General features: G+C 71.2%; 19 protein-coding genes. 12 read left to right on the top strand and 7 right to left on the bottom strand.

Annotation, left to right across the window (positions count from 1 at the left end; all coding sequences use genetic code 11):
- Positions 1-156 precede the first annotated feature (156 nt).
- Positions 157-933: a glucose 1-dehydrogenase gene (locus tag AB0I71_RS24310; RefSeq protein WP_357588273.1), complete on the bottom strand. Its 777-nt coding sequence runs from the start codon at positions 931-933 to the stop codon at positions 157-159.
- Positions 934-1,159: 226 nt separating this feature from the next.
- Between AB0I71_RS24310 and AB0I71_RS24305 the strand changes: the two genes are divergently transcribed.
- The 4 genes from AB0I71_RS24305 (at position 1,160) to AB0I71_RS24290 (ending at position 3,638) form a co-directional block, all read left to right on the top strand.
- Positions 1,160-2,059: an AraC family transcriptional regulator gene (locus AB0I71_RS24305; protein WP_357588271.1), complete on the top strand. Its 900-nt coding sequence runs from the start codon at positions 1,160-1,162 to the stop codon at positions 2,057-2,059.
- A gap of 96 nt (positions 2,060-2,155) precedes the next feature.
- Entirely contained in the window at positions 2,156-2,611 is a 456-nt protein-coding gene (locus tag AB0I71_RS24300) for an Rrf2 family transcriptional regulator (RefSeq protein WP_357588269.1), read from the top strand.
- Between the two features lie 160 nt (positions 2,612-2,771).
- Positions 2,772-2,945 (top strand): DUF4236 domain-containing protein, encoded by a 174-nt coding sequence (locus AB0I71_RS24295; RefSeq protein ID WP_099846875.1) that lies wholly within the window; start codon positions 2,772-2,774, stop codon positions 2,943-2,945.
- A gap of 186 nt (positions 2,946-3,131) precedes the next feature.
- Positions 3,132-3,638 carry a potassium channel family protein gene (locus tag AB0I71_RS24290; protein WP_357588266.1) on the top strand — a complete coding sequence of 169 codons (507 nt, stop codon included), beginning with the start codon at positions 3,132-3,134 and terminating at the stop codon, positions 3,636-3,638.
- On the opposite strand, the gene AB0I71_RS24285 is transcribed toward AB0I71_RS24290, so the two are convergent.
- Together AB0I71_RS24285 and AB0I71_RS24280 are read right to left on the bottom strand one after the other, a co-directional pair.
- Entirely contained in the window at positions 3,613-4,467 is an 855-nt protein-coding gene (locus tag AB0I71_RS24285; protein ID WP_357588264.1) for a hypothetical protein, read from the bottom strand. The two genes, AB0I71_RS24290 and AB0I71_RS24285, sit on opposite strands and share 26 nt — an antisense overlap.
- A 49-nt stretch (positions 4,468-4,516) precedes the next feature.
- Positions 4,517-5,038: a VOC family protein gene (locus AB0I71_RS24280; protein WP_357588262.1), complete on the bottom strand. Its 522-nt coding sequence runs from the start codon at positions 5,036-5,038 to the stop codon at positions 4,517-4,519.
- Between the two features lie 48 nt (positions 5,039-5,086).
- Here AB0I71_RS24280 and AB0I71_RS24275 point away from each other — a divergent pair, with 48 nt between their 5' ends.
- The 3 genes from AB0I71_RS24275 (at position 5,087) to AB0I71_RS24265 (ending at position 9,839) form a co-directional block, all read left to right on the top strand.
- The gene (locus AB0I71_RS24275) at positions 5,087-5,548 is read left to right on the top strand and encodes a MarR family transcriptional regulator (RefSeq protein ID WP_357588288.1); all 462 of its coding nucleotides are present in this window, start codon (positions 5,087-5,089) and stop codon (positions 5,546-5,548) included.
- Positions 5,549-5,616: 68 nt separating this feature from the next.
- Complete coding sequence (locus AB0I71_RS24270; RefSeq protein WP_357588260.1) at positions 5,617-7,449, top strand: tetratricopeptide repeat protein; 1,833 nt, start codon at positions 5,617-5,619, stop codon at positions 7,447-7,449.
- A gap of 161 nt (positions 7,450-7,610) precedes the next feature.
- The gene (locus AB0I71_RS24265) at positions 7,611-9,839 is read left to right on the top strand and encodes an AAA family ATPase (protein WP_357588286.1); all 2,229 of its coding nucleotides are present in this window, start codon (positions 7,611-7,613) and stop codon (positions 9,837-9,839) included.
- A gap of 100 nt (positions 9,840-9,939) precedes the next feature.
- Here AB0I71_RS24265 and AB0I71_RS24260 read toward each other — a convergent pair whose 3' ends face one another.
- Complete coding sequence (locus AB0I71_RS24260; protein ID WP_357588258.1) at positions 9,940-10,341, bottom strand: hypothetical protein; 402 nt, start codon at positions 10,339-10,341, stop codon at positions 9,940-9,942.
- A 172-nt stretch (positions 10,342-10,513) separates the two neighbouring features.
- On the opposite strand from AB0I71_RS24260, the gene AB0I71_RS24255 reads away from it, so the two are divergent.
- Entirely contained in the window at positions 10,514-12,556 is a 2,043-nt protein-coding gene (locus AB0I71_RS24255; RefSeq protein ID WP_357588256.1) for a glycerophosphodiester phosphodiesterase family protein, read from the top strand.
- Positions 12,557-12,753: 197 nt separating this feature from the next.
- On the top strand, positions 12,754-13,131 hold the full coding sequence (locus AB0I71_RS24250) for a hypothetical protein (RefSeq protein WP_357588254.1): 378 nt from the start codon (positions 12,754-12,756) through the stop codon (positions 13,129-13,131).
- Between the two features lie 145 nt (positions 13,132-13,276).
- Here AB0I71_RS24250 and AB0I71_RS24245 read toward each other — a convergent pair whose 3' ends face one another.
- Both AB0I71_RS24245 and AB0I71_RS24240 read right to left on the bottom strand, forming a co-directional pair.
- Positions 13,277-14,308: a sporulation protein gene (locus tag AB0I71_RS24245; protein ID WP_357588252.1), complete on the bottom strand. Its 1,032-nt coding sequence runs from the start codon at positions 14,306-14,308 to the stop codon at positions 13,277-13,279.
- A 217-nt stretch (positions 14,309-14,525) separates the two neighbouring features.
- Positions 14,526-15,092 carry a hypothetical protein gene (locus AB0I71_RS24240; protein WP_357588250.1) on the bottom strand — a complete coding sequence of 189 codons (567 nt, stop codon included), beginning with the start codon at positions 15,090-15,092 and terminating at the stop codon, positions 14,526-14,528.
- 164 nt (positions 15,093-15,256) lie between these two features.
- On the opposite strand from AB0I71_RS24240, the gene AB0I71_RS24235 reads away from it, so the two are divergent.
- On the top strand, positions 15,257-15,682 hold the full coding sequence (locus AB0I71_RS24235) for a MerR family transcriptional regulator (protein ID WP_357588248.1): 426 nt from the start codon (positions 15,257-15,259) through the stop codon (positions 15,680-15,682).
- 432 nt (positions 15,683-16,114) lie between these two features.
- Here AB0I71_RS24235 and AB0I71_RS24230 read toward each other — a convergent pair whose 3' ends face one another.
- Positions 16,115-17,503, bottom strand: a complete 1,389-nt coding sequence (locus AB0I71_RS24230) for a cellulase family glycosylhydrolase (protein ID WP_357588246.1) — start codon at positions 17,501-17,503, stop codon at positions 16,115-16,117.
- Between the two features lie 345 nt (positions 17,504-17,848).
- On the opposite strand from AB0I71_RS24230, the gene AB0I71_RS24225 reads away from it, so the two are divergent.
- Positions 17,849-18,811, top strand: coding sequence for a TIGR03557 family F420-dependent LLM class oxidoreductase (locus AB0I71_RS24225; protein ID WP_357588244.1), 963 nt, complete (start codon positions 17,849-17,851; stop codon positions 18,809-18,811).
- Positions 18,808-19,698, top strand: a complete 891-nt coding sequence (locus AB0I71_RS24220) for an alpha/beta hydrolase (RefSeq protein WP_357588242.1) — start codon at positions 18,808-18,810, stop codon at positions 19,696-19,698. Before AB0I71_RS24225 ends, AB0I71_RS24220 begins: the two co-directional genes overlap by 4 nt.
- The last annotated feature ends 63 nt before the right edge of the window (positions 19,699-19,761 follow it).

The raw sequence follows: 19,761 nt of genomic DNA, 5'->3' as shown, positions 1-19,761 counted from the left end.
ACCTGATAACTGTGTACAAGTCCGTTAAGGCAGGTGCCACAACTGCATGATCGACGCGACGGGGCGGGGCGCGGGCAGGGCGGGGCGCGGGCGGGGCGGGGCGCGGGCGGGGCGGGGCGCGGGCGGGGCGGGAACGCGGCGGTGGGGTGGGGTGGGTCAGCCGTGGGTGGTTAGGCCGCCGTCTACGGGGATGACTGCGCCGGTGAGGTAGGCACCGGCGCGGGAGGCGAGGTAGATCGCGGTGCCGGCCATGTCCTCGGGGCGGCCGATCCGGCCGAGCGGGACCTGGGCCTCGATGGCGGACCGGGAACCGGGGTCGTCGAGCGCGAACGCCATCATCTTGCTCTCGAACGGTCCGGGGGCGATGGCGTTGACGGTGATCTGCTCGCCGGCCAGCTGGTGGGCCAGGCTGCGGGTCAGCATGTGCACCGCCGCCTTGGTGGCCGAGTACGCGTACACCTCCATCATCGGCACCCGGATGCCGTCGATCGAACCGATGTTGATCACGCGCGCCGGGTCGTCCGGGCCGGCCGCCGCGCGCAGCGCCGGCAGCAATGCGGTGGTCAGCCGGAAGACGGACTTCACATTGACCGCCCACAGCTTGTCGAACGCGCTCTCCGGGTAGCTCTCCAACGGTGCGCCCCAGGTGGCGCCGGCGTTGTTGACGAGTACGTCCAGTTTGTCGACCCGGTCCTGGACGGCCGCGGCCAGGTGCTGCGCGCCCTCGTCCCGGCCCAGGTCGGCGGGGATCGCCTCGCAGCGGCCGTGCGCGGCCAGTTCCTTGGCCACCGCCTCGCAGACCTCGGCCTTGCGGGACGAGATGATGACGTGCGCCCCGGCGGCGACGAAACCTCGGGCGATCATCAGGCCGATGCCCCGCGAGCCGCCGGTGACCAGGACGGTCTTGCCGTCGACGGAGAACAGATCCTTCATGCCATCCCCTTGCGGTGTCCGGCCTGGGGCAGCCGGTGTCGGGGCCGCCGTCACCTACCGCTCCGGGCATCACGGCGACCAGGTCACTACCGATCAGTAACCTAATCTTCTGCCGTGCCGGGAACAACCCCGCCGGTCCGGGAGCCCGTGCACCGGTGCCGACGACCCGCGATACCGGGGTGGCGAGGGATGCGGACGGGCCGGGCTCGGGCTAACGTCGCAGGTGATGGTCCCTTCCGGTCACCTCGCCACGGCACCGCCCGATGCTGCCGCCAGCCCGGTCGAGATCGACACGATCACACTCGGTGACCTCGCACCCGACTCCGGGTGGCGACGACCGGTGCTGCTGGACCGTGAGTTGATCGTGCTGACCACGAGTGGTCACGGGCTCGCAGAGGTGGATTTCCGTGCCCTGCCCTGCCGGCCCGGCACCCTGCTGCGGATCCGTCCCGGCCAGGTGCTGCGCTGTGCGCTGCCCCAGTTGGACGCCACGGTGGTCCGTTGGCATCCGGAGGCGCTGCACGGGCTCGACGTCGACGCCGACCACGTGCCCAACTGGGTCCAGCTCGCCGGCGAGGACGAGGACGCGATCATCAACGAGGTCAGTCAGCTGACCGTGGACGCCAGCCGGCACCGCGACACCCACGCCGCCCGCAGCCTGCTGCGTCATCAACTGAGCGTGCTGCTGCTGCGGTTGAGCATGCTGCCGTCCGGTGCGGGGCGACCGTCGCGCCCGGAGGAGGAGACCTTCCGGCGGCTGTGCCGCGAGGTGGAGCGGGGTTACCAGGCCACCCGTCGGGTCGAGGACTACGCCGACCGACTGGGCTGCTCGGTGCGTACCCTCACCCGGGCCTGCCTGGCGATCACCGGGCGCAGCGCCAAGCAGGTGGTGGACGAGCGGGTCGCGCTCCAGGCCAGCCGGTTGCTGGCGGCCACCGACGAGCCGATCGCCCGGATCGGCCGGCAGCTCGGCTTCTCCGAACCGACGAACTTCGGCCGATTCTTCACCCGCGAGGTCGGCATGAGCCCGGGTGCGTTCCGGGCCGCCCGCGAGCGGCCCGCGCCGGCACCGATGGTGCGCCCGCGCCCACCCGTCGACGCGCGCCTCGACGCCCGTCGGATGTGACAGCCCCGCGCGGGTGACGCGCCACCGGACGGTCCGGCAGGGTGGTTGCGACAGCCGGTGCGGCCCCGGCCGCCGCGCATTGGGCATGATGGCGGGGTGCAGATCTCCGCGCGTGGCGACTACGCGGTACGGGCGACACTGAGCCTCGCCGCCGCGTACCCGTCGCTGCTGTCCACCCAGGCCATCTCCGCGGAGCAGGACATGCCCCGCAAGTTCCTGGAGGCGGTCCTGGCCGACCTGCGTCGGGCCGGCATCGTCCGGGCCCAGCGTGGCGCGGAGGGCGGCTACGCCCTGGCCCGACCACCCCGCGAGGTGACCGTCGGCGCGGTGCTGCGGGCGGCGGAAGGGCCGTTGGCCGGCGTACGCGGGATGCGTCCGGAGGAGACACAGTACGAAGGGGTCGCCGCCCACCTGCCGCAGTTCTGGGTCGCGGTCCGCGCCGCACTGCGCCGGGTGGTCGACGAGGTGAGCCTTGCCGACCTGGTCGACGGCCGACTGCCCGCCCACGTCCGCCGCCTGACCACCCTGCCGGACGCCTGGGAACCCCGCTGACCACCCGGTGTCGGGTACGACATCGCCCCCAGTGGACCTTCAGTAGGGCACGCGGGCCGGAACAACATCAGTCAATCGCCGCCACACGGCGATCTGGTTTCGCGAATCGAGGTTCCGGGCATGTTCCTGCCCGTTCGGGAAGTCTCGAAAGGAGCCCACAATGGGTGTGATGTTGCGTAAGCGCAAGAAGTTCGGGCCGCTGATCCTGCACTTCACGCAGAACGGCTTCTCGTCCTGGAGCATCAAGCTCGGTCGCTGGTCCTGGAACTCCCGGGCCCGGGCACACCGCGTCGACCTGCCGGGGCCGCTGCACTGGAAGCAGGACAAGTCCTGAGATCCCCCACGTTCAGCGGGGCGCCGGCATCCCCGGCGCCCCGGCACTGTTTCCGGGGCACGTCTGAGCAGACCGTGCCCGGCCGCGCCGGGCCGGCCGGCGCCGTTCCCGGCCACCGCCCCACCGGTTTGCGCTGACCCGGGCGGGTCGCCACGACCGTGCACCGCCGGGCCGGACAATCTCCACATGAAATGTAAATCGGACCATCGGTTGGCGCGTCGGCGGGCCTCGCTGGCCTGTGTGCTGCTCTTCGTGACCTACTTCCTGGTACCGGTGGAGTCCGATCCCGACCCGACCCGGCTCGGCCTGCGTATCGTTCTCACCCTGCTGATTCTCGGCGTGGTGGCCTGGCTGGTCACCGGCCAGGTACGCCGTCAGATCGTCGCGGCCGCACGGGCGCGGGCGGCACCCCCGATGACACATCTGGTCCTCGCGCTGTTGGCCGGTCTGCTCGCCTTCGCGCTCGCCGACTATGTGATCGCCAGGGTCGCGCCGGCGCAGTTCGTCAATCTGGAGACCCGCGTCGACGCGTTGTACTTCGCGCTGTCCACCCTGACCACCATCGGCTACGGCGACGTGCACGCCCACGGACAGCTCGCCCGGGTGCTGGTCTGCGCACAGATGGTGTTCAGCATCGGGGTGATCGCCACCGGCTTCTCGCTTGTGGTCAAGCGCCTGACCGAACGGGTGTGACAAGCACGTCCCCGCCGAGCCGACCGTCCTGCGGGGTCCGGGTCACCCGGCCGGTGTCGAGCAGGTCGGACAGCGCCCGCACCGCGTCCACCGCCCGGTAGGCGGTCTCCGTCACCGCGTACCGGCGCAGCTCGGTGACCGTACGCGGACCGACCCGGGCCAGTTCCTCCAGCAGAGCCCGGCCCAACGGCGCCGGCTCCACCCGCGCGGCGGGCGACAACGGCTCGCCGTACGGGTCGCGGAACCGCGAGCCGCTCGCCCACAGGATCTCCTTCAGCTCCTCCAGGCTGCGGTCCGATCCGGTGCCGAAGCCGATCCGCCGGTCGGCGTCGACCAGCTCGACCTCGGTGACCAGTGCGAACCCGGCGTCGACAAGCGCCGCCCGCAGGGGGGTCGCCGCCTCGGCGACCACGACGGCCTCGGCGGCGCGACCGGCCGCGGCGGCGGTCAGCGCCACCGGGTCGGCCGCCTCCAGGTAGGACAGCACCGGGGCGCCCGCGGCACCCGCCGCCCGCAGGGCCACCGGCAACCGGGCGGGCGGGCCGGGCATCAGATGTACGGCGACCTCGGTCGGCAGTCCGGCCTCGGCGGCACCGAGCCGGGCCGGCAGTTCCTCGGTGCCCTCGGCGAGCACCAGGACGGTGAGCCGGCAGCCGCGCAGTCGGGCGGCGTGCTCACCGGCCAGGCGTACGGTCTGCTCGGCCAGGTTCGGGTCGCTGCCGTCGTACGCGAGGGCGACGGTGGCCCGGCGAGCGCGGCGCAGCGCGGCCGGCACCCACCGGTCCAGGTGGCGGAGGAACGGTGCGTGCCCTACGGCTTCGGTCGGCATCCTGCCGTTCTACCGCAACCGGTGACGCCGGCCCGCCTGGGACGGCGTGTCACACCGGGACGGAGATGCCGACGCCACCTCGGGTGTCCCCGCCGTAGCGCTGGATCTCGGCGCTCAGGTCGAGGCGCCCGATCCTGGTCCGGGCGGCGAGGGCGACGTCGTCGAGCTGGTCGGCGGGGACCAGCCAGACCACCTCGAACTCCAGCCCGTCCGGGTCCTGACCGTAGAGGCTCTTGGTGGTGCCGTGGTCGGAGGTGCCGACGAGCGCACCCGCCGCGGTCAACCGCCGGGCGGTGGTGGCCAGCTCGTCGAGGGTGTCCACCTCCCAGGCCAGGTGGTAGAGGCCGACGGTGGCCCGGCCGGCGGTCGAGCGGCCGGCGCCCGCGCCGATCTCGAACAGGCCGAGGTCGTGGTCGTTGGTGGAGCCGGGCGCCTGGAGGAAGGCGGCACCCCGGAAGCCCTCCGGGGTCATCGGTACCCGGCGGAAGCCCAGCACGTCGCGGTAGAACGCGACGCTGCGGTCGAGGTCGCTGACGTAGAGGACGGCGTGGTTGAGGCGATGGATTCCCATGCGCCAAGGCTAGCCCGGTTTAGTTGAGAGTTCAACTACTGAGCTATGATGCTGGTCATGACCCGCTGGCTGGACCCGGACGAACAGCGCACCTGGCGGGCGTTCCTGACCGCCTCCCGGGCGCTCATGGACACGCTCGACCGCGAGCTGCAACGCGACGCCGGCATGCCGCACGCCTACTACGAGATCCTGGTACGGCTCTCCGAGGCACCCGAACGCCGCCTGCGGATGAGCGAGCTGGCCGAATCCAGCGGCTCCTCGCGCAGCCGCCTCTCCCACGCGGTGGCCCGCCTGGAGGCGGCCGGCTGGGTGCGTCGCAAGGACTGCCCCACCGACCGGCGGGGCCAGATCGCCCACCTCACCGACGAGGGGTTCGCGAAGCTGGCCGCCGCCGCGCCCGGCCACGTCGAGGGGGTACGCCAGCACCTGTTCGACGCCCTCAGCCCGGCGCAGGTGGAGCAGTTACGCCGGATCAGCGAGGTGTTGGCCGAACGCCTGAGGCGAGCGTGACCGGATCCTGACCGAACCACTCCGGCGCGGGTCTTGTACTAAACGTCGTCGAATGAGCACGATGGGGCGTGCCCTCCGGCTTCGGTGAACTGACTGATCAGGCGCACGACCTGGTCTCCGCCGGCGATCTCGCCGGCGCCCAACGGCTGCTCGCCGACGCGCTGACCGGCGCCGACCCGCGCCCGGCCAACGCCACGTCCGAGTTGGCCGACGCGGCCAGCCTGCACGCGCGGGTGCTTGTCGCGCTCGGCGAACCGCACTCGGCGCGGGGCTGGGCCGCCTACGCGTACGCCGCCAGCACCCGCCTGTACGGGCGCTCCGATCCGCGTACGGTGGCCACCGCGGCCACCCTGGCGGCGGTGCTGCACCGGGTGGGCAGCTGGTCGCGGGCGGCGCGGCTGTACCAGGAAGTGATCATCGAGCTGACCGCGTCGGACGGACCGGAGTCGCTGCGGGTGCTCGCCGTCCACGCCGATCTGGCCACCGTGGAGTACGCCCGGGGCCAGTGCCAGGTCGCCCGCGACCGGCTCCAGGACGCGTGGGAACTGCACCGTGAGGTGTACGGCGACGGGCATCCGAGCGGGATCAAGATGCTGGCCCGGCTCGGCTCGATGCAGCGCGACTGCGGTCAGTTCGCCGAGGCGCAGGACAACCTGGCCCTGGCCCGCGAACTGGCCCGCCAGCACCTCCCCGCGGACGATCCGCTGGCCACCCAGGTGGCGGCGCTGGCCCGGTCGGCGGCCAACCCGGACCACGTCTGCGCCGACAACCCGCCGGTCAGCGCGGAGGAGCCGGTCGTGCCGTCCGCGCGAACCCCGTCGACCGACGACAGCCCACCCGCGCCGACCTGGCCGCATCCGCGCCTGCCCGACGACGGCGACTCCGCCTCGACAGCACCCCCGCCGAACGACACCTGGCCTCCCGCGTGGACGGCGACCTCGGCGGAACAGGCACCGGACGAGCCGGCCTGGACCCCTGACGAACCGACGACGCACCGGGCGGCGCAGTCCGCGGGCGAGCCCGAAGCACCCTGGTCGGCCACGCCGGCGGAGGACGATCAACCGTGGCCGTCGGCACATCACGGCGACCGGGAGGAGCATCCGGCAGAGGGCTACCACCCGAGCCAGGGGTACCCGCCGGCCGGTCCGTCGGCGGCAGGCGCCCCATCACCGGTGCCCACGCCACGGCAGCCGGTCGACGGCCCGGCCGGGCCGCCCGAGGACTGGTGGGCCGGGCCGGCGGCCGAGCCACCCGCTCCGAACCCGTATCCCGAGGTGCCACCACCGGCCGGCGGCGCCGTACCGCCGAACGTGGTCGGGTTGACCGGCACGCCGCAGGCGCCCGGGGTGTACCGGCTGCGCCGGGTCGAGCCGGAACGCCCCGGGCCACCATCGCGCCTGCTGCCGGTGCCGGTCCGCCGTACCGCCGTACCGGCGCCGGCCGCCCGGCCGAACCGGCTGGTGCTTATCGTCGCGGCCGGAGTCCTCGTGGTGCTGCTCGGGGCCGCGGCGGTCATCGCCGGGGTGTCCCGGGTCGGCGGCGGCGATCCGGCACCACCGGCGGCGAGCGGTGACCCGAGCGGCGCGGCACCTCCGGCAGCCACCGCCACCGGCGTTCCCCCCGCCTCCCCCGGTGCCGCGCCGACCGGGCTGTCGTTGCGCGACAACCGGGACAGTGTCACGTTGCGGTGGACGTACCCGGCCGGGGCGGAGGGACCGGTGATCGTCTCGGGCGGTCGGAACGGCCAGCCGCAGAACCCCTTCGCGGATCTGCCGGCCGGCAGCGACAGCTTCGTCGTCTACGGCCTCAACCGCAGCCTCGACTACTGCTTCACGGTCGCGGTCGCCTGGTCCACCGACACCGTCGCCCGCTCGGACGAGGTCTGCACCGAGCGCCGTTGACCGTCGGCACGCGCTATCTTTGGCAGTTCAGGCACAAAAAAGAACGGCTTGTGAAAGCCGTCCTGAACGCGAATTCTAGCTAATCGGGAGACGGATTGTCAAGGCACTCCGGCGGTTCGCCGTCCGACGACGAAATCGGCCGCGAGCAGGAGTACGTCTCGATGCTCTACCAGCGCCTCGACGACCTGCGTGACCAGGCATCGACCCGGCTGACCGAGCAGCTGCGGTCCACCGGCGGCACGTTGCAGGCCCGCTCACAGCGCGACAGTTCGGTACGCATGTACGCCGACCAGGTCGAGCAGTTCTCGGCGGTGGAGAACGGCCTCTGCTTCGGTCGGCTGGACACCGACAGCGACAAGCGCCACTACATCGGTCGGATCGGCATCTTCGACACCGAAGGTGACTACGAGCCGCTGCTGATGGACTGGCGTGCGCCGGCCGCCCGCGCCTTCTACCTCGCCACCGCCGCCAACCCGCAGGGCATCCGGCGACGTCGGCACCTGCGCACCCGGCAACGCAAGGTGGTCGGCCTCAACGACGAGGTGCTCGACCTGGCCACCGCCTCCCCCACCGCCCACGAGGAGCTGACCGGTGAGGCGTCCCTGCTGGCCGCGCTCAACGCCGGTCGGACCGGCCGGATGCGCGACATCGTGGAGACCATCCAGGCCGAGCAGGACCGGATCATCCGGGCCGACCTGCCGGGCGTGATGGTGGTGCAGGGCGGGCCGGGCACCGGCAAGACCGCGGTGGCGCTGCACCGGGCCGCGTACCTGCTCTACACCCACCGCCGGGAACTGTCGACGAGGGGCGTGCTGCTGGTCGGCCCGAACGTGACGTTCCTGCGCTACATCTCGCAGGTGCTGCCCGCGCTGGCCGAGACCGGCGTGCTGCTGCGCACCCAGGGCGATCTCTTCCCGGGGGTCAGCGCCCACCGGGCCGAGCCCGCCACCACGGCCGCCCTGAAGGGCCGTCTGACCATGGTCGAGGTGCTGGCCAACGCCGTACGCGATCGACAGCGGGTGCCCGACGAGCCGTTGGAGATCGAACTGCCGCAGCGGGAGGTCCTGGTCCTCGACCCGGCCACCGTGCACGCGGCGCGCGACCGGGCCCGGCGCAGCGGCCGGCCGCACAACCTGGCCCGCGCCGTCTTCGACATCGAGGTCATTCACGCGCTGGCCGACCAGGTGGCCGAACGCATCGGTGCCGACCCGCTGGGCGGGGAGAACCTGCTCGAAGAGGCCGACCGCGCCGAGATCCGCCGCGAGCTGCGCGAGGAGCCGGAGGTCCGGGCCACCCTGGACGAGCTGTGGCCGGTGCTCACGCCGCAACGGCTGCTCGCCGATTTGTTCGCCGCGCCCGAGCGCATCGACGCCGCCGCCCCCATGCTCAGCGACGGGGAGCGGGCCGCGTTGCACCGCGAGCCGGGCGGCTGGACACCTGCGGACGTGCCCCTGCTGGACGAGGCGGCGGAGCTGCTCGGTGAGGACGACCGGGCCGCCGCCGCCCGCCGGGACCGGATCCGTGCCCTGCAACGCGAGTACGCGGAGGGCGTGCTGGAGATCGCCCGGGGTTCGCGCTCGATCGACGTGGAGGACGAGGCCGAGGGCGGCGAGATCCTCGGCGTGACCGACCTGCTGGACGCCGACCGGCTGCTGGAACGGCAGGAGGAGGCGGACCGGCTCACCACCGCCCAGCGCGCGGCGGCCGACCGTGGCTGGGCGTTCGGGCACGTCATCGTCGACGAGGCACAGGAGTTGTCCCCGATGGCCTGGCGGCTGCTGATGCGCCGCTGCCCGAGCCGTTCGATGACGATCGTGGGTGACGTGGCGCAGACCGGGGCGCTGGCCGGCACGCCGTCGTGGGCGGAGGCGCTGGCGCCGTACGTGGCGGACCGGTGGCGGCTGACCGAGCTGACCGTCAGCTACCGCACTCCCGCCGAGATCATGGAGGTCGCCGCGGACGTCCTGGCCGAGATCGATCCGGCCCTGCGTCCACCACGCGCCGTACGCTCCAGTGGCTGTCCGCCGCAGCAGCGCGCGGTGCCGGCGGAGTCGCTCGCCGCGGAGCTGGTGGCGGTCGCCACGACCGAGGCGGCCGGGCTGACCGACGGACGGCTCGGGGTGATCGTCCCGGCCGGCCGGGTCGATGATCTCGGTACCGCGTTGACGGCGGCCCTGCCCGAGGCGGCCGTCGGTGAGCAACCGGAGCTGGAGAGCCGGGTGGTGGTGCTGACCGTCGCCGAGGCCAAGGGCCTCGAATTCGACTCGGTGATCGTGGTCGACCCCGACCGCATCATCGCGGAGTCCCCCCGAGGCCGCAGCGACCTCTACGTGGCCCTCACCAGAGCCACCCAACGCCTAACCACCCTCACCCCCACCCCCACCCCCTGATCGCGTTGATCATGAGGTTAGCGGCACTTACAGAGATCGAGATCGCCGCTAACCTCATGATCAACAGGGTGGAGACCGGGTGGGGCCGGGGCGGGTGGGGTTATTCGAAGCTGCCTAGGTGGGTGGCGGGGGTGGACTGGTCGCTTGTGGGGCCGCCGGGCGGGGTGCTCATGCCGCCGGTGGTGGCGTCACCGGTGGTGGTCGGGGCGACCTTGCCGCGGTGGCGCTCCGGTTGGCGGGCCACCCGACGGGCGCTGGCCGGGCCGGCGGTGCCGCCGGTCGTGGTGATCGCGCCCTGACCGCGCGTCGGGCCGCCGTCGCGTAGCACTGTCGGGTCGATCGGCACGTCGGCCGGATCGTCCGGGTCCTCGCGCTGCAACTGACTCTCCACATCGGTCGGCGGCACGGTCACCTCATCGAGGGCACCTTCGCCGTACACGCCGCCGGCGATCCGCTCCTCGGCCCGGCGGGCGGCGTCCTGTCGCATCTCGTCCTCACGCACGATCCATCACCTCGCAGAAGGGTCGGTCTCGCTGCGTGCCCGGTGACCGGCGCGGCAAACCCGCACCGCCGGTTCACCGGGCCGTCGCACAGCGCTTGCCTGCCCGCCGTGCCGGCTGCCGATGCTGTGCTGCGGATTCGGCGGGAGATCCCCGCAGGAGGGAGAGGACAGCGTGCGCACCGTACGCCGTACCGCCGTCGCGGCCCTGGCCGCGACGATCGTGACGACAATGCTTGCGGCACCTGCCGCGGCACGCCCGCGACCAGACCGGGACTTCGACCTACAGGCCCACCGTGGCGGACTCGGGCTGCGGGTGGAGAGCACCCTCGCGTCGTTCGGCAACGCCCTCCAGCTCGGGGTGAGCACCCTCGAACTGGACATCCAGATCACCGAGGACGGACGGGCCGTGGTCACGCACGACCGGCGCGTCAGCTCCGCGAAGTGCACCGACACCGGCCCGGTCGTCCCGGGTGACCCCGAGTTCCCGTACGTCGGAAAGTACGTGAACACGTTGACCCTGGCGCAGGTACGCACCCTCGACTGCGGTTCGCGTACGCTGCCGGACCGGCCCGGGCAACTCGCCGTGCCGGGGGCGCGGATGCCGCTGCTGAGCGAGGTGTTCGCGCTGGTCAAGCGGTACCGGGCGGACGATGTGACGCTCAACGTGGAGACCAAGGTGGAGGCGGGAGCGCCGAGCGAGACCGCACCACGGGAGCAGTTCGTCCAGGTCACCGCACAGGAGGTCCGGGCCGCCGGGCTGCTGCGGCAGGTGACCATCCAGAGCTTCGACTGGGGCGCGTTGAAGCGGATGCGTCAGGTCGAGCCACGTCTGCCGCTGGTGGCGCTGACCAACTACGACTTCCTCCAGATCGGGCAACCGGGGGCGTCCCCGTGGTTGGGCGGGCTGGACATCGACGACTTCGGCGGGGACCCGATCCGGGCGATCCGCAGCCTGGGTGTCACCGCGTTCTCACCGGTGCACGGCTTCCCGCAGAACGGCACCGTCACCGACCCCGGCTACCGGCCGTACGTCACCCGGGAGTTGGTGACCCACGCGCACCGCAACGGCATCACGGTGATCCCGTGGACGGTGAACGACGTGCCGACAATGGCAAAGCTGATCGACGACGGGGTGGACGGCATCATCACCGACTACCCGGACCGGTTGCGTACGCTGCTCACGCAGCGCGGCTACCGGCTGCCCCGGGCGTACGCCCCGCCGTTCGACATCCAGGCACACCGCGGCGGACGGGCGACCCGGCCGGAGAACACCCTGCCCGCCTTCGCCAACGCCCTGGCCAACCCGGCGATCTCCACCCTGGAACTGGACACCGGAGTGACAGCCGACGGGAAGCTCGTCGTGCTGCACGACCGTACGGTCAACGGCTCGCACTGCCTCGACACCGTGCCGGTACGGCCGCGCGACCCGCAGTTCCCGTACGTGGGCAAGCTGGTGCACCGGTTGACTCTCGCGCAGCTCAAAACCCTCGACTGCGGTACGCGGACCGCCGCCGACATGCCCGCGCAGGTGCCCGCCCCGGGTGCCCGGATCCCCACCCTCGAGGAGGTCTTCGCGCTGGTGAAGGCGAGCGGCCGAACGGACGTCCGGTTCAACGTCGAGACGAAGATCAGCCCGTTGGTGAACGACACCGAGCCGTACCGCAGCTTCACCCGCAAGCTGGTCACCGCCGTCCAGCGCGCCGGCCTCACCAGCCGGGTGACCATCCAGTCCTTCGACTGGCGCACCATCACCTACGCGCGGCACCTGGATCGGCGGATCGAGACGGTGGCCCTGGTCTGGCAGTACGGGCCGGCGGAGTGCGCCGGGCTGGCCGACGAGTGCTCGCTGCGGGCGGTGTACGGCGACCGGTCGGTCAAGAGCCCGTGGACCGCCGGACTGGACTGGTGGAAGTACCGGGACCTGGGCAAGCTCACCCGGGCGGCCGGCGCGTCCACCGTGTCGGCGAACTGGCAGGTGCACGACCCGGCGCAGGGTTCCGTCACCCACGCGGACTGGTACCTGCGGCAGGACCCGACGTACTTCCACGGACCGGACGTACGCACCCTGCGGACCCGGTACGGCCTGAAGGTGATCCCGTACACCGTCAACGACGCGGCGGTGATGCAACGGGTGATCGACCTCGGTGTCGACGGCATCATCACCGACGACCCGGATCTGCTTGTCGGCGTGGCCGTCCGCAACGGCCTGCGGTGAGCCTCAGCGGGGGCGGCGCTGAATCCCAGCGCCGCCCGCGCGAACGGCGGGAATCGCGGCCCGGCCTGGCGTTACTGCCCCCGTCGGCAGGGGTAGACCCGGGGTGCCCCCGCCAAGTGCGCGAACCGTGCCGTGGCCGACACGCGGTAGCGGGGCGAGGGTCGCAGGTTACGACTCATCAATCCTGAGGAGGACAGATGAGCACGCAGGCTGCATCTACCAGGCCGATGAACCGCCCGGCGCAGGACGTGCAGAACCGCGCGGCCATGCAGGAGGCGCCCACCCGTCAGATGCCGATGATGCACGACGGGCACCGGGAGCAGATGCCGGCACCGGGTACGGAGACGAAGCAGTCGTTCCTGACGACAGAGTTCTGGATCTACGCGGCTGCCGTCACCGCTGTGGTCATCGCCGCCTTCTGGCGCGGCACGACCTCGTACGGCCTGAACCTGAACAACCCCGGCCAGGCGTGGTTCTTCATCACCCTGCTGACCCTCGGTTACCTGGGTAGCCGTGGTCTGGCCAAGGCCGGTAGCCCGAAGCGTTCCGGTGAGGAGCGTAAGCGGGGGCGTTGACCCCGGCCAGGCGGAGCCGCGAGTGCGGCCCGCGTACGCACGGTGGCCCTTCGGGATCCTCTCCCGAAGGGCCACCGTCTCGTCGTACCTGGACCGTTCCGGAAGTCAGGTGCGGCAGTGCCGCGCCCGGCCGCGGCCCGTCCGCCTAGAACTCCTCGAAACCGCCGAAGTCACCGCCGCCGAAGTCACCACCGAAGTCACCGGCAGCCTCGGTCACCTCTTCCTCGGCGCCCTCGAAGGCGTTACCGATCATGTGGCCGGCGAGCATGCCACCGGCGGCACCCAGCGCAGCGCCGGCCACCACCCCACCCATGCCGACGCCACCCCGGCGCTGGTGCGGGTGGCCGAACTTCTGCGCGCCGTAACCCTGCGGACCGTAGCCCTGCGGACCGAACGCCTGGGCGCGCATGGCGCCGAAGCGGCCGATCGTCTCCTGCAACCAGCCGTCGACCACCTGCACCCAGTCGGAGCGCTCCGCGTCGGTGTGCGCCACCTGGTAGCGGCCGAAGACGTCGTGACCCGGCGCCAGGAAGCCGCCGCGCTTGTCGCACTCCAGCACCACGTCCACGCCGTGCGGGTTGGTGACGAATGTCAGTTCGAGTTCGTTGATGGTCTGCGCGTACTGCGGTGCGGCGAAGAACTCGATCTCCTGGTAGAACGGCAACGTCTGCTGTACGCCGTGGATCATGCCGCGCTCCAGGTCGGCCTTCTTGAACCGGAAACCGAGCTGGAGGAACGCCTCCAGGATGCGCTCCTGCACCGGAAGCGGATGCACGTTGATCTCGTCCAGGTCACCCTTGTCGACAGCGCGGGCGATCGCCAGCTCGGTACGCAGCCCCAGCGACATGCCGTGCAGACGCTGGCCGTACACCGCGGTGATCGGGGTTTCCCAGGGCAGCGGCAGCTGGAACGGGATGGACAACGCCTGCTTCGCAGCGAGTTGGAGCGGACCGCTGACCACCTGACGGTGGAACTCCATCACGCCGGCCTGCTCACCGATCTCGACCCGGGTGACCAGGCCGATGGCGATCTGTTCGATGTTCGCCGGGGCGTCCCCGCCGAGCAGGTTCACCTGACCGTCGAGTGCCAGTCCGGGCCTGGTGTTCGGGTTGGCCAGGACGGTGTCCACACTGGGACCGCCCACGCCCAACGCGCTCAACATCTTCTTGAAGACCATCGGTACTCCTGCGGGGTCTGGTGCCCGAACTCCATTGTGGGAGCGGACGCGGACCAGCGCACCCTATCGAGCGGGCCTGTGAGGTGCCTGAAAACAAAGGGATGCGGCGTCGTGTCGTGCCGAAAACGTGGAGCTGTCACATCCGACCCCGTCGCGGGTGTGCCGCTTCGCCGGGCGGCCCGAATCCGGTCCGCCCGGCGAAACGCGCCCGATCAGGTCAGGGGCGTCGAATGGTCTTGGTGTTCGGCCAGGCGTACGGGCACTGGGTGGACGAGCCGGTGCCGACGACCACGTAGCCTGCGGGCACCGGTGAGACCGAGCAGACCACTGTGGTGCCGGATGCCGCCGGGATGCGGATGGTCCAGGTGTTCGGCCACGCGTACGGGCACTGCGTGGAACTGCCCTCGGCCAGGATCACGTAGCCGTCCGGCAGCGGCCCGGCCTTGCAGACCACCGTCGTGGTGGTCGTGGACGGAATGCGGATCGTCATCGTGTTCGGCCACGCGTACGGGCACTGCGTCGAGCTGCCCTCGCTGAGCATGACGTAGCCGGCCGGAATGCTCGACACCTTGCAGACCGTGGTGGTGCCGGTGGTGGACGGGGTGGTGATGGTCCAGGTGTTCGGGTATGCGTACGGGCAGGAGCTGGACGAGCCCTCAGCGATGATCACATAGCCGGCGGGCACTCCGGAGCTCTTGCAGATGGTCGTGGTCGCCGCGCTGGCCGGCGATGACGCCGCCAGGTTGACGCCGATTGCCGCGGCGAGCACCACCAGCATGGTCAATACCGCCCGCAACCTCACATGACCCGCTTCACGCAACAACTGCACTGACGCCTCCACTTGTCAAGACTTTCATCGCTTTTCCGGGAGTCGGCCGCCGCGGCTTGACGCCAATCGCAATGATGCAAGTTAATGCTGACATGAAGTCAAGATCTGGTGGGCGATCGATGACTATCGGCGAGTTGGCCGGCAGGTTCGGCCTGGCTCCGCACGTACTGCGGCACTGGGAGGCGATGGGTCTGCTCAACCCCGGGCGACAACCCAACGGACGCCGCCACTACCAGCGAAAACACGTGGATCAGGTCTGCCTGATCCTGCTCGGGAAGGAGGCCGGGTTCACCCTCAGCCAGTTGCGGGAACTACTGACCAACCAGGACGAACCGGCGGTACGGCGCAAGCTGCTGACGGAACAGCGAAACGTACTGCGACAACGAATAAGCGATTCACGGGCCTCGTTGGCAATTATTTCCCACGCTCTGGACTGCGACCACCCGGACCTCACCGAATGTACCGAACTGGTGAAATGGGTGAACAAAGCCATTGGCCCACCTGAACACTCCCTCATTTTCCGCGCATCAGGCAGTTCCGACTGAGCCCTTTCCGCCTCGATCGCCCGGCCCGTGCCCGCTGGCGCGTGATCGGCCGGGCATTGACCGGGCCGGCTCGGCGGGTGACCGGCCGGGGCGTCGGCCGTGTCGGGTGTGGCGCGTGCCCGGCCCGGGACTGCGGCGGGTCGGGCTTGACGTGTGATCGGCTCGGAATGCGGGGTGTCGGGCTTTCCCGCTGGGCGGTGGACCCACTTTGCCGCATGTCGAGCGGCCGGGCCTCGACCGGGCCCGACTTGGCAGGTGATCGGCCGGGGCGCGCCGGCCGGGGAATCCTGCGATCCGGACGCCCGGGAGATGCCGAGGCCATCGCCGACCGGGAGCGGGCCATCGCCCGGCAGGGGCAGAGCCAGCGCCGGGACGTCCACTGACCGGCAGTGGTGGCCGGGCCCGTACCGGCCCGGCCACCGTTGGTGCGGTTCAGCTTGCGGTGCAGGTCACCGTGGGAGCGGAGTTGGTGCCGTTCCAGCTGCCGAGAAAGCCGAAGTTGGTGCTGGCTCCGGCGCCGAGACGGCCGTTGTAGTCGACGTTGCGGGCGGTCACGGTGGACCCGCTGCTGGTGACCGTGGCGTTCCAGGACTGGGTCACCGTCTGGCCGTTCGCGTACGTCCAGCGCACCGTCCAGCCGTTGATGGCGCTGGAGCCGGCGGTCACCCGGACGTCACCCTGGAAACCGCCCTGCCACTGTCCGCTGATCGAGTAGGTCGCCGTACAGCCGGCGCCCGGCGGCGGAGTGGACGGCGGCGGGGTCGACGGCGGCGGGGTGGAGGGGGGCGGGGTCGACGGCGGCGGGGTCGACGGCGGCGGCGTGGTCGGCGGGGTGCTTCCGTAGACGCTGGCCTCGCGTGCGGTCTGCCGGATGCCGTTGGTGCCGTTGAACAACCGCTGGCCCCAACTGGTCAGCTGGTTCGGGTTGAAGTTGGTGGCCATGTCGAGGTACTCCACGCCGCCGCTGTTGCCGCTCCACGACCAGCCCAGCCAGCCGATGCCGTTGGCCTGGGTGTAGGAGAGGATGGCGTCCTCGTCGGGGTTGCCGTCGGAGTGGTTGTGCCCGAACTCGCCGACCACGATGGGCAGACCACGGCTGCGGAAACGGCCCAGGTAGTCGCTGATCTCCGCAGCGGTGTCGAAGACGCCGTACATGTGGATCGAGAAGACCGTGTTGCGGGCCGGGTCGGCGTTGAACACGGTCGGCGCGTTGTCGCGCATGGTGAAGGACCAGTCCTGACCCCAGTTCGGGGCGTCCACCATGATGGTGTGGGTGAGGCCGCCGTTGCGGAGGCGACGGATCGCGTTGGAGGTGTCGGTGGCCCACGACGAGTAGTTCTGGTTGCCGTACGGCTCGTTGCCGATGTTGACGATCGCGTACGCCTCCTGGCCGTTCAGCGCACTGGCGATGCTGAGCCAGTAGTCGACCGCGCGGTCCAGGGTGATCGCTCCGCTCTGCTCGCCGTACCCGGTGGTGTCGTGCACCTCCAGCACGCAGATCAGCCGGTTGGTCTTGCAGAGCTGGATCACATTGGACACGTCGGCGGCGCTGTTCCGGGTCCACCTGTCGCCGCTGGAGAGCACCACCCGCACGGAGTTGGCGCCGAGTGCCTTGATGTCGGCGAAGGAACTGGTCTGGTTCGGGTACCAGGTGTGCGCGTGGTTGACCCCGCGCATGATGAACTCGTTGCCGTTGGCGTCGTAGAGCCGCCCGTTGCTGACCGTGAAGCCGGCGGCGGCGTGGGCCGAAGGTCCGAAGGCGAACACTGCGGCGACGGTCGCCAGCAGGACGGCGCCGACGGCCGCGAACAGTTTTCTCATGCATTCCTCGCAGGAGGTGTCTCCCCCGTGCCCAGGGGGTGCGGTGAGTGGCAGGTGGGCGGCTGCAGCCCGACAGCCGCGTTCAGGCCCGGCGAGGCATCAGCGTATGCCGATGGGATAGCGAAAGCAACCGGTTCAGTACGCCGGCTACCCGTGACGACCCAGGAGACACCGAGCCGTCACGGGGGCGGACATCCCCACCACAGGATGCACACCACGCCGGCATCTGAACCGGTTCAGACAACGGTAGGCACCGCCCGGGTGCACCGTCAAGCGTCGAGCAGGGTTGACCGATCCGGGCCGGGGTATCCGGAATGATCCGCCCCGGCCCGGAAGGAGACGTCAATGGTCAGCATCGGCTACACCCTGATGTGCGAGCAGGCAGGTCCGAAGGAACTCGTCGACCATGCCGTGCGGGCCGAGGCGGCCGGCTTCGACCACCTCGTCATGTCCGACCACTACTACCCCTGGCTGGAGTCACAGGGTCACTCACCGTACGCCTGGTCGGTGCTGGGCGCGGTCGCGCACGCCACCTCCCGCGCGGCGTTGATGTCCTTCGTGACCTGCCCGATCCGCCGATACCACCCGGCGGTGGTGGCGCAGAAGGCGTCGACGCTCGGGGTGCTCTCCGACGGCCGGTTCACCCTCGGCCTCGGTGCCGGGGAGAACCTCAACGAGCACGTCGTGGGCGGCTGGCCGCACGTCCAGCAGCGGCACGAGATGTTCGAGGAGGCGTTGCAGATCATCCGCCCGCTGCTCAACGGCGAGACGTTGACCTTCTCCGGCAACCACTTCGACGTGCCGGACGCCTACGTCTGGGACCGGCCCGACACGCCCGTGCCGATGGCTGTGGCCGCCTCCGGTCGGCAGTCGGCGACCCTGGCCGCCGAGTACGCCGACGGCATGATCGCCACCGATCCGGAGCCGCACCTGGTGGAGATGTACGAGCAGGCCGGTGGGGCCGGACGTCCCCGGTACGGGCAGGTGGCCATCTGCTACGGACCGGACGAGGCCGAGTGCCGCAAGATCGCCCACGACCAGTTCCGCTGGTTCGGGCTGGGTTGGAAGGTCAACACCGACCTGCCCGACACCGACTCCTTCGAGGCGGCCACCCGCAGCGTGCGCGAGGAGGACGTGGCGGCCGGGCTCTCCTGCGGCCCGGACGTGGAGAAACACGTGGCGGCGTTCAAGAAGTTCGTCGACGCCGGTTTCACCCACGTGGCACTGGTCCAGGTGGGCGGCGACAGTCAGCCGATGTTCCTGGACTGGGCGCAGGACGAACTGCTGCCCCGACTCCGCGAACTGTGATCCGCCGGTCACGGCCGGGCGGACGCCCCGAGCCGCCTGCCGCCCGCACCGCGGCACGTCGTGCCGCCGCCGACCGCTCCGGACCGGCGCCGCTGCGGCTGGCGCTGTCCGCCCCGGCGGACGCGGCCGGCCTGACCAGCGAGTGGCACATGGTCGACGGTCTGCGCACCCACGTGCGCCGCACCGTCCGGAAGGACCGGCCCGGCCCGCCGGTGCTGCTGGTTCACGGGTTGGCGGTGTCGCACCGCTACCTGACGCCGCTGGCGGCCATCCTGGCCGACACCCACCCGGTGTACGCGCCGGACCTGCCCGGTTTCGGGCTCAGCGGGCGTCCGTCCCGTGTCTACGACGCGCAACAGCACTCCGACCACCTGGCGGCGCTGCTGGCCGCGTACCGGCTGCCGCCGGTATGCGTGCTGGGGCACTCGTTCGGCGCCGAGATCGCCGCCGCCCTCGCCGTACGCCACCCGGAGGCGGTGCGCGCGGTGGTGCTGGCCGGCCCGACAAGCGATCCGGGGGCCCGCTCCCGGCGCGCTCAGGCGGGCCGTTGGCTGGTGGACAGCACCCGCGAGGCGCTCTGGCAGGTGCCGATCCTGCTCCGCGACGTGGTGGACGCCCGTCCGTGGCGGGTGTGGGCCACCCTTTCACACTCGGTCCGAAACCGGATCGAGGACGACCTCACCAGGATCGACGTGCCCGCCCTGGTGATCGCCGGCGCACGCGACCCCCTCGTGCCGGCGGCCTGGCGGACACGGGTCGCCGAACTGGTGCCCGGAGCCGGGACGGTGTCCGTCCCGGGTGCGGCGCACAACGTCGCCACGACCGCACCGCGGCAGGTCGCCGAGACCGTCCGCGCCCTGCTCGCCATGAACATCCCGACAAGCTGACCGAAGGACGAGCCCATGCGCATCGGCAACACGGAGATCCGCCCCGCCGGCGGCGGCGTCGGC

Source organism: Micromonospora sp. NPDC049891 (assembly GCF_040660295.1).
In the GTDB taxonomy this organism is placed as follows: domain Bacteria; phylum Actinomycetota; class Actinomycetes; order Mycobacteriales; family Micromonosporaceae; genus Micromonospora.
This window is presented reverse-complemented; position numbering and strand designations above follow the sequence as displayed.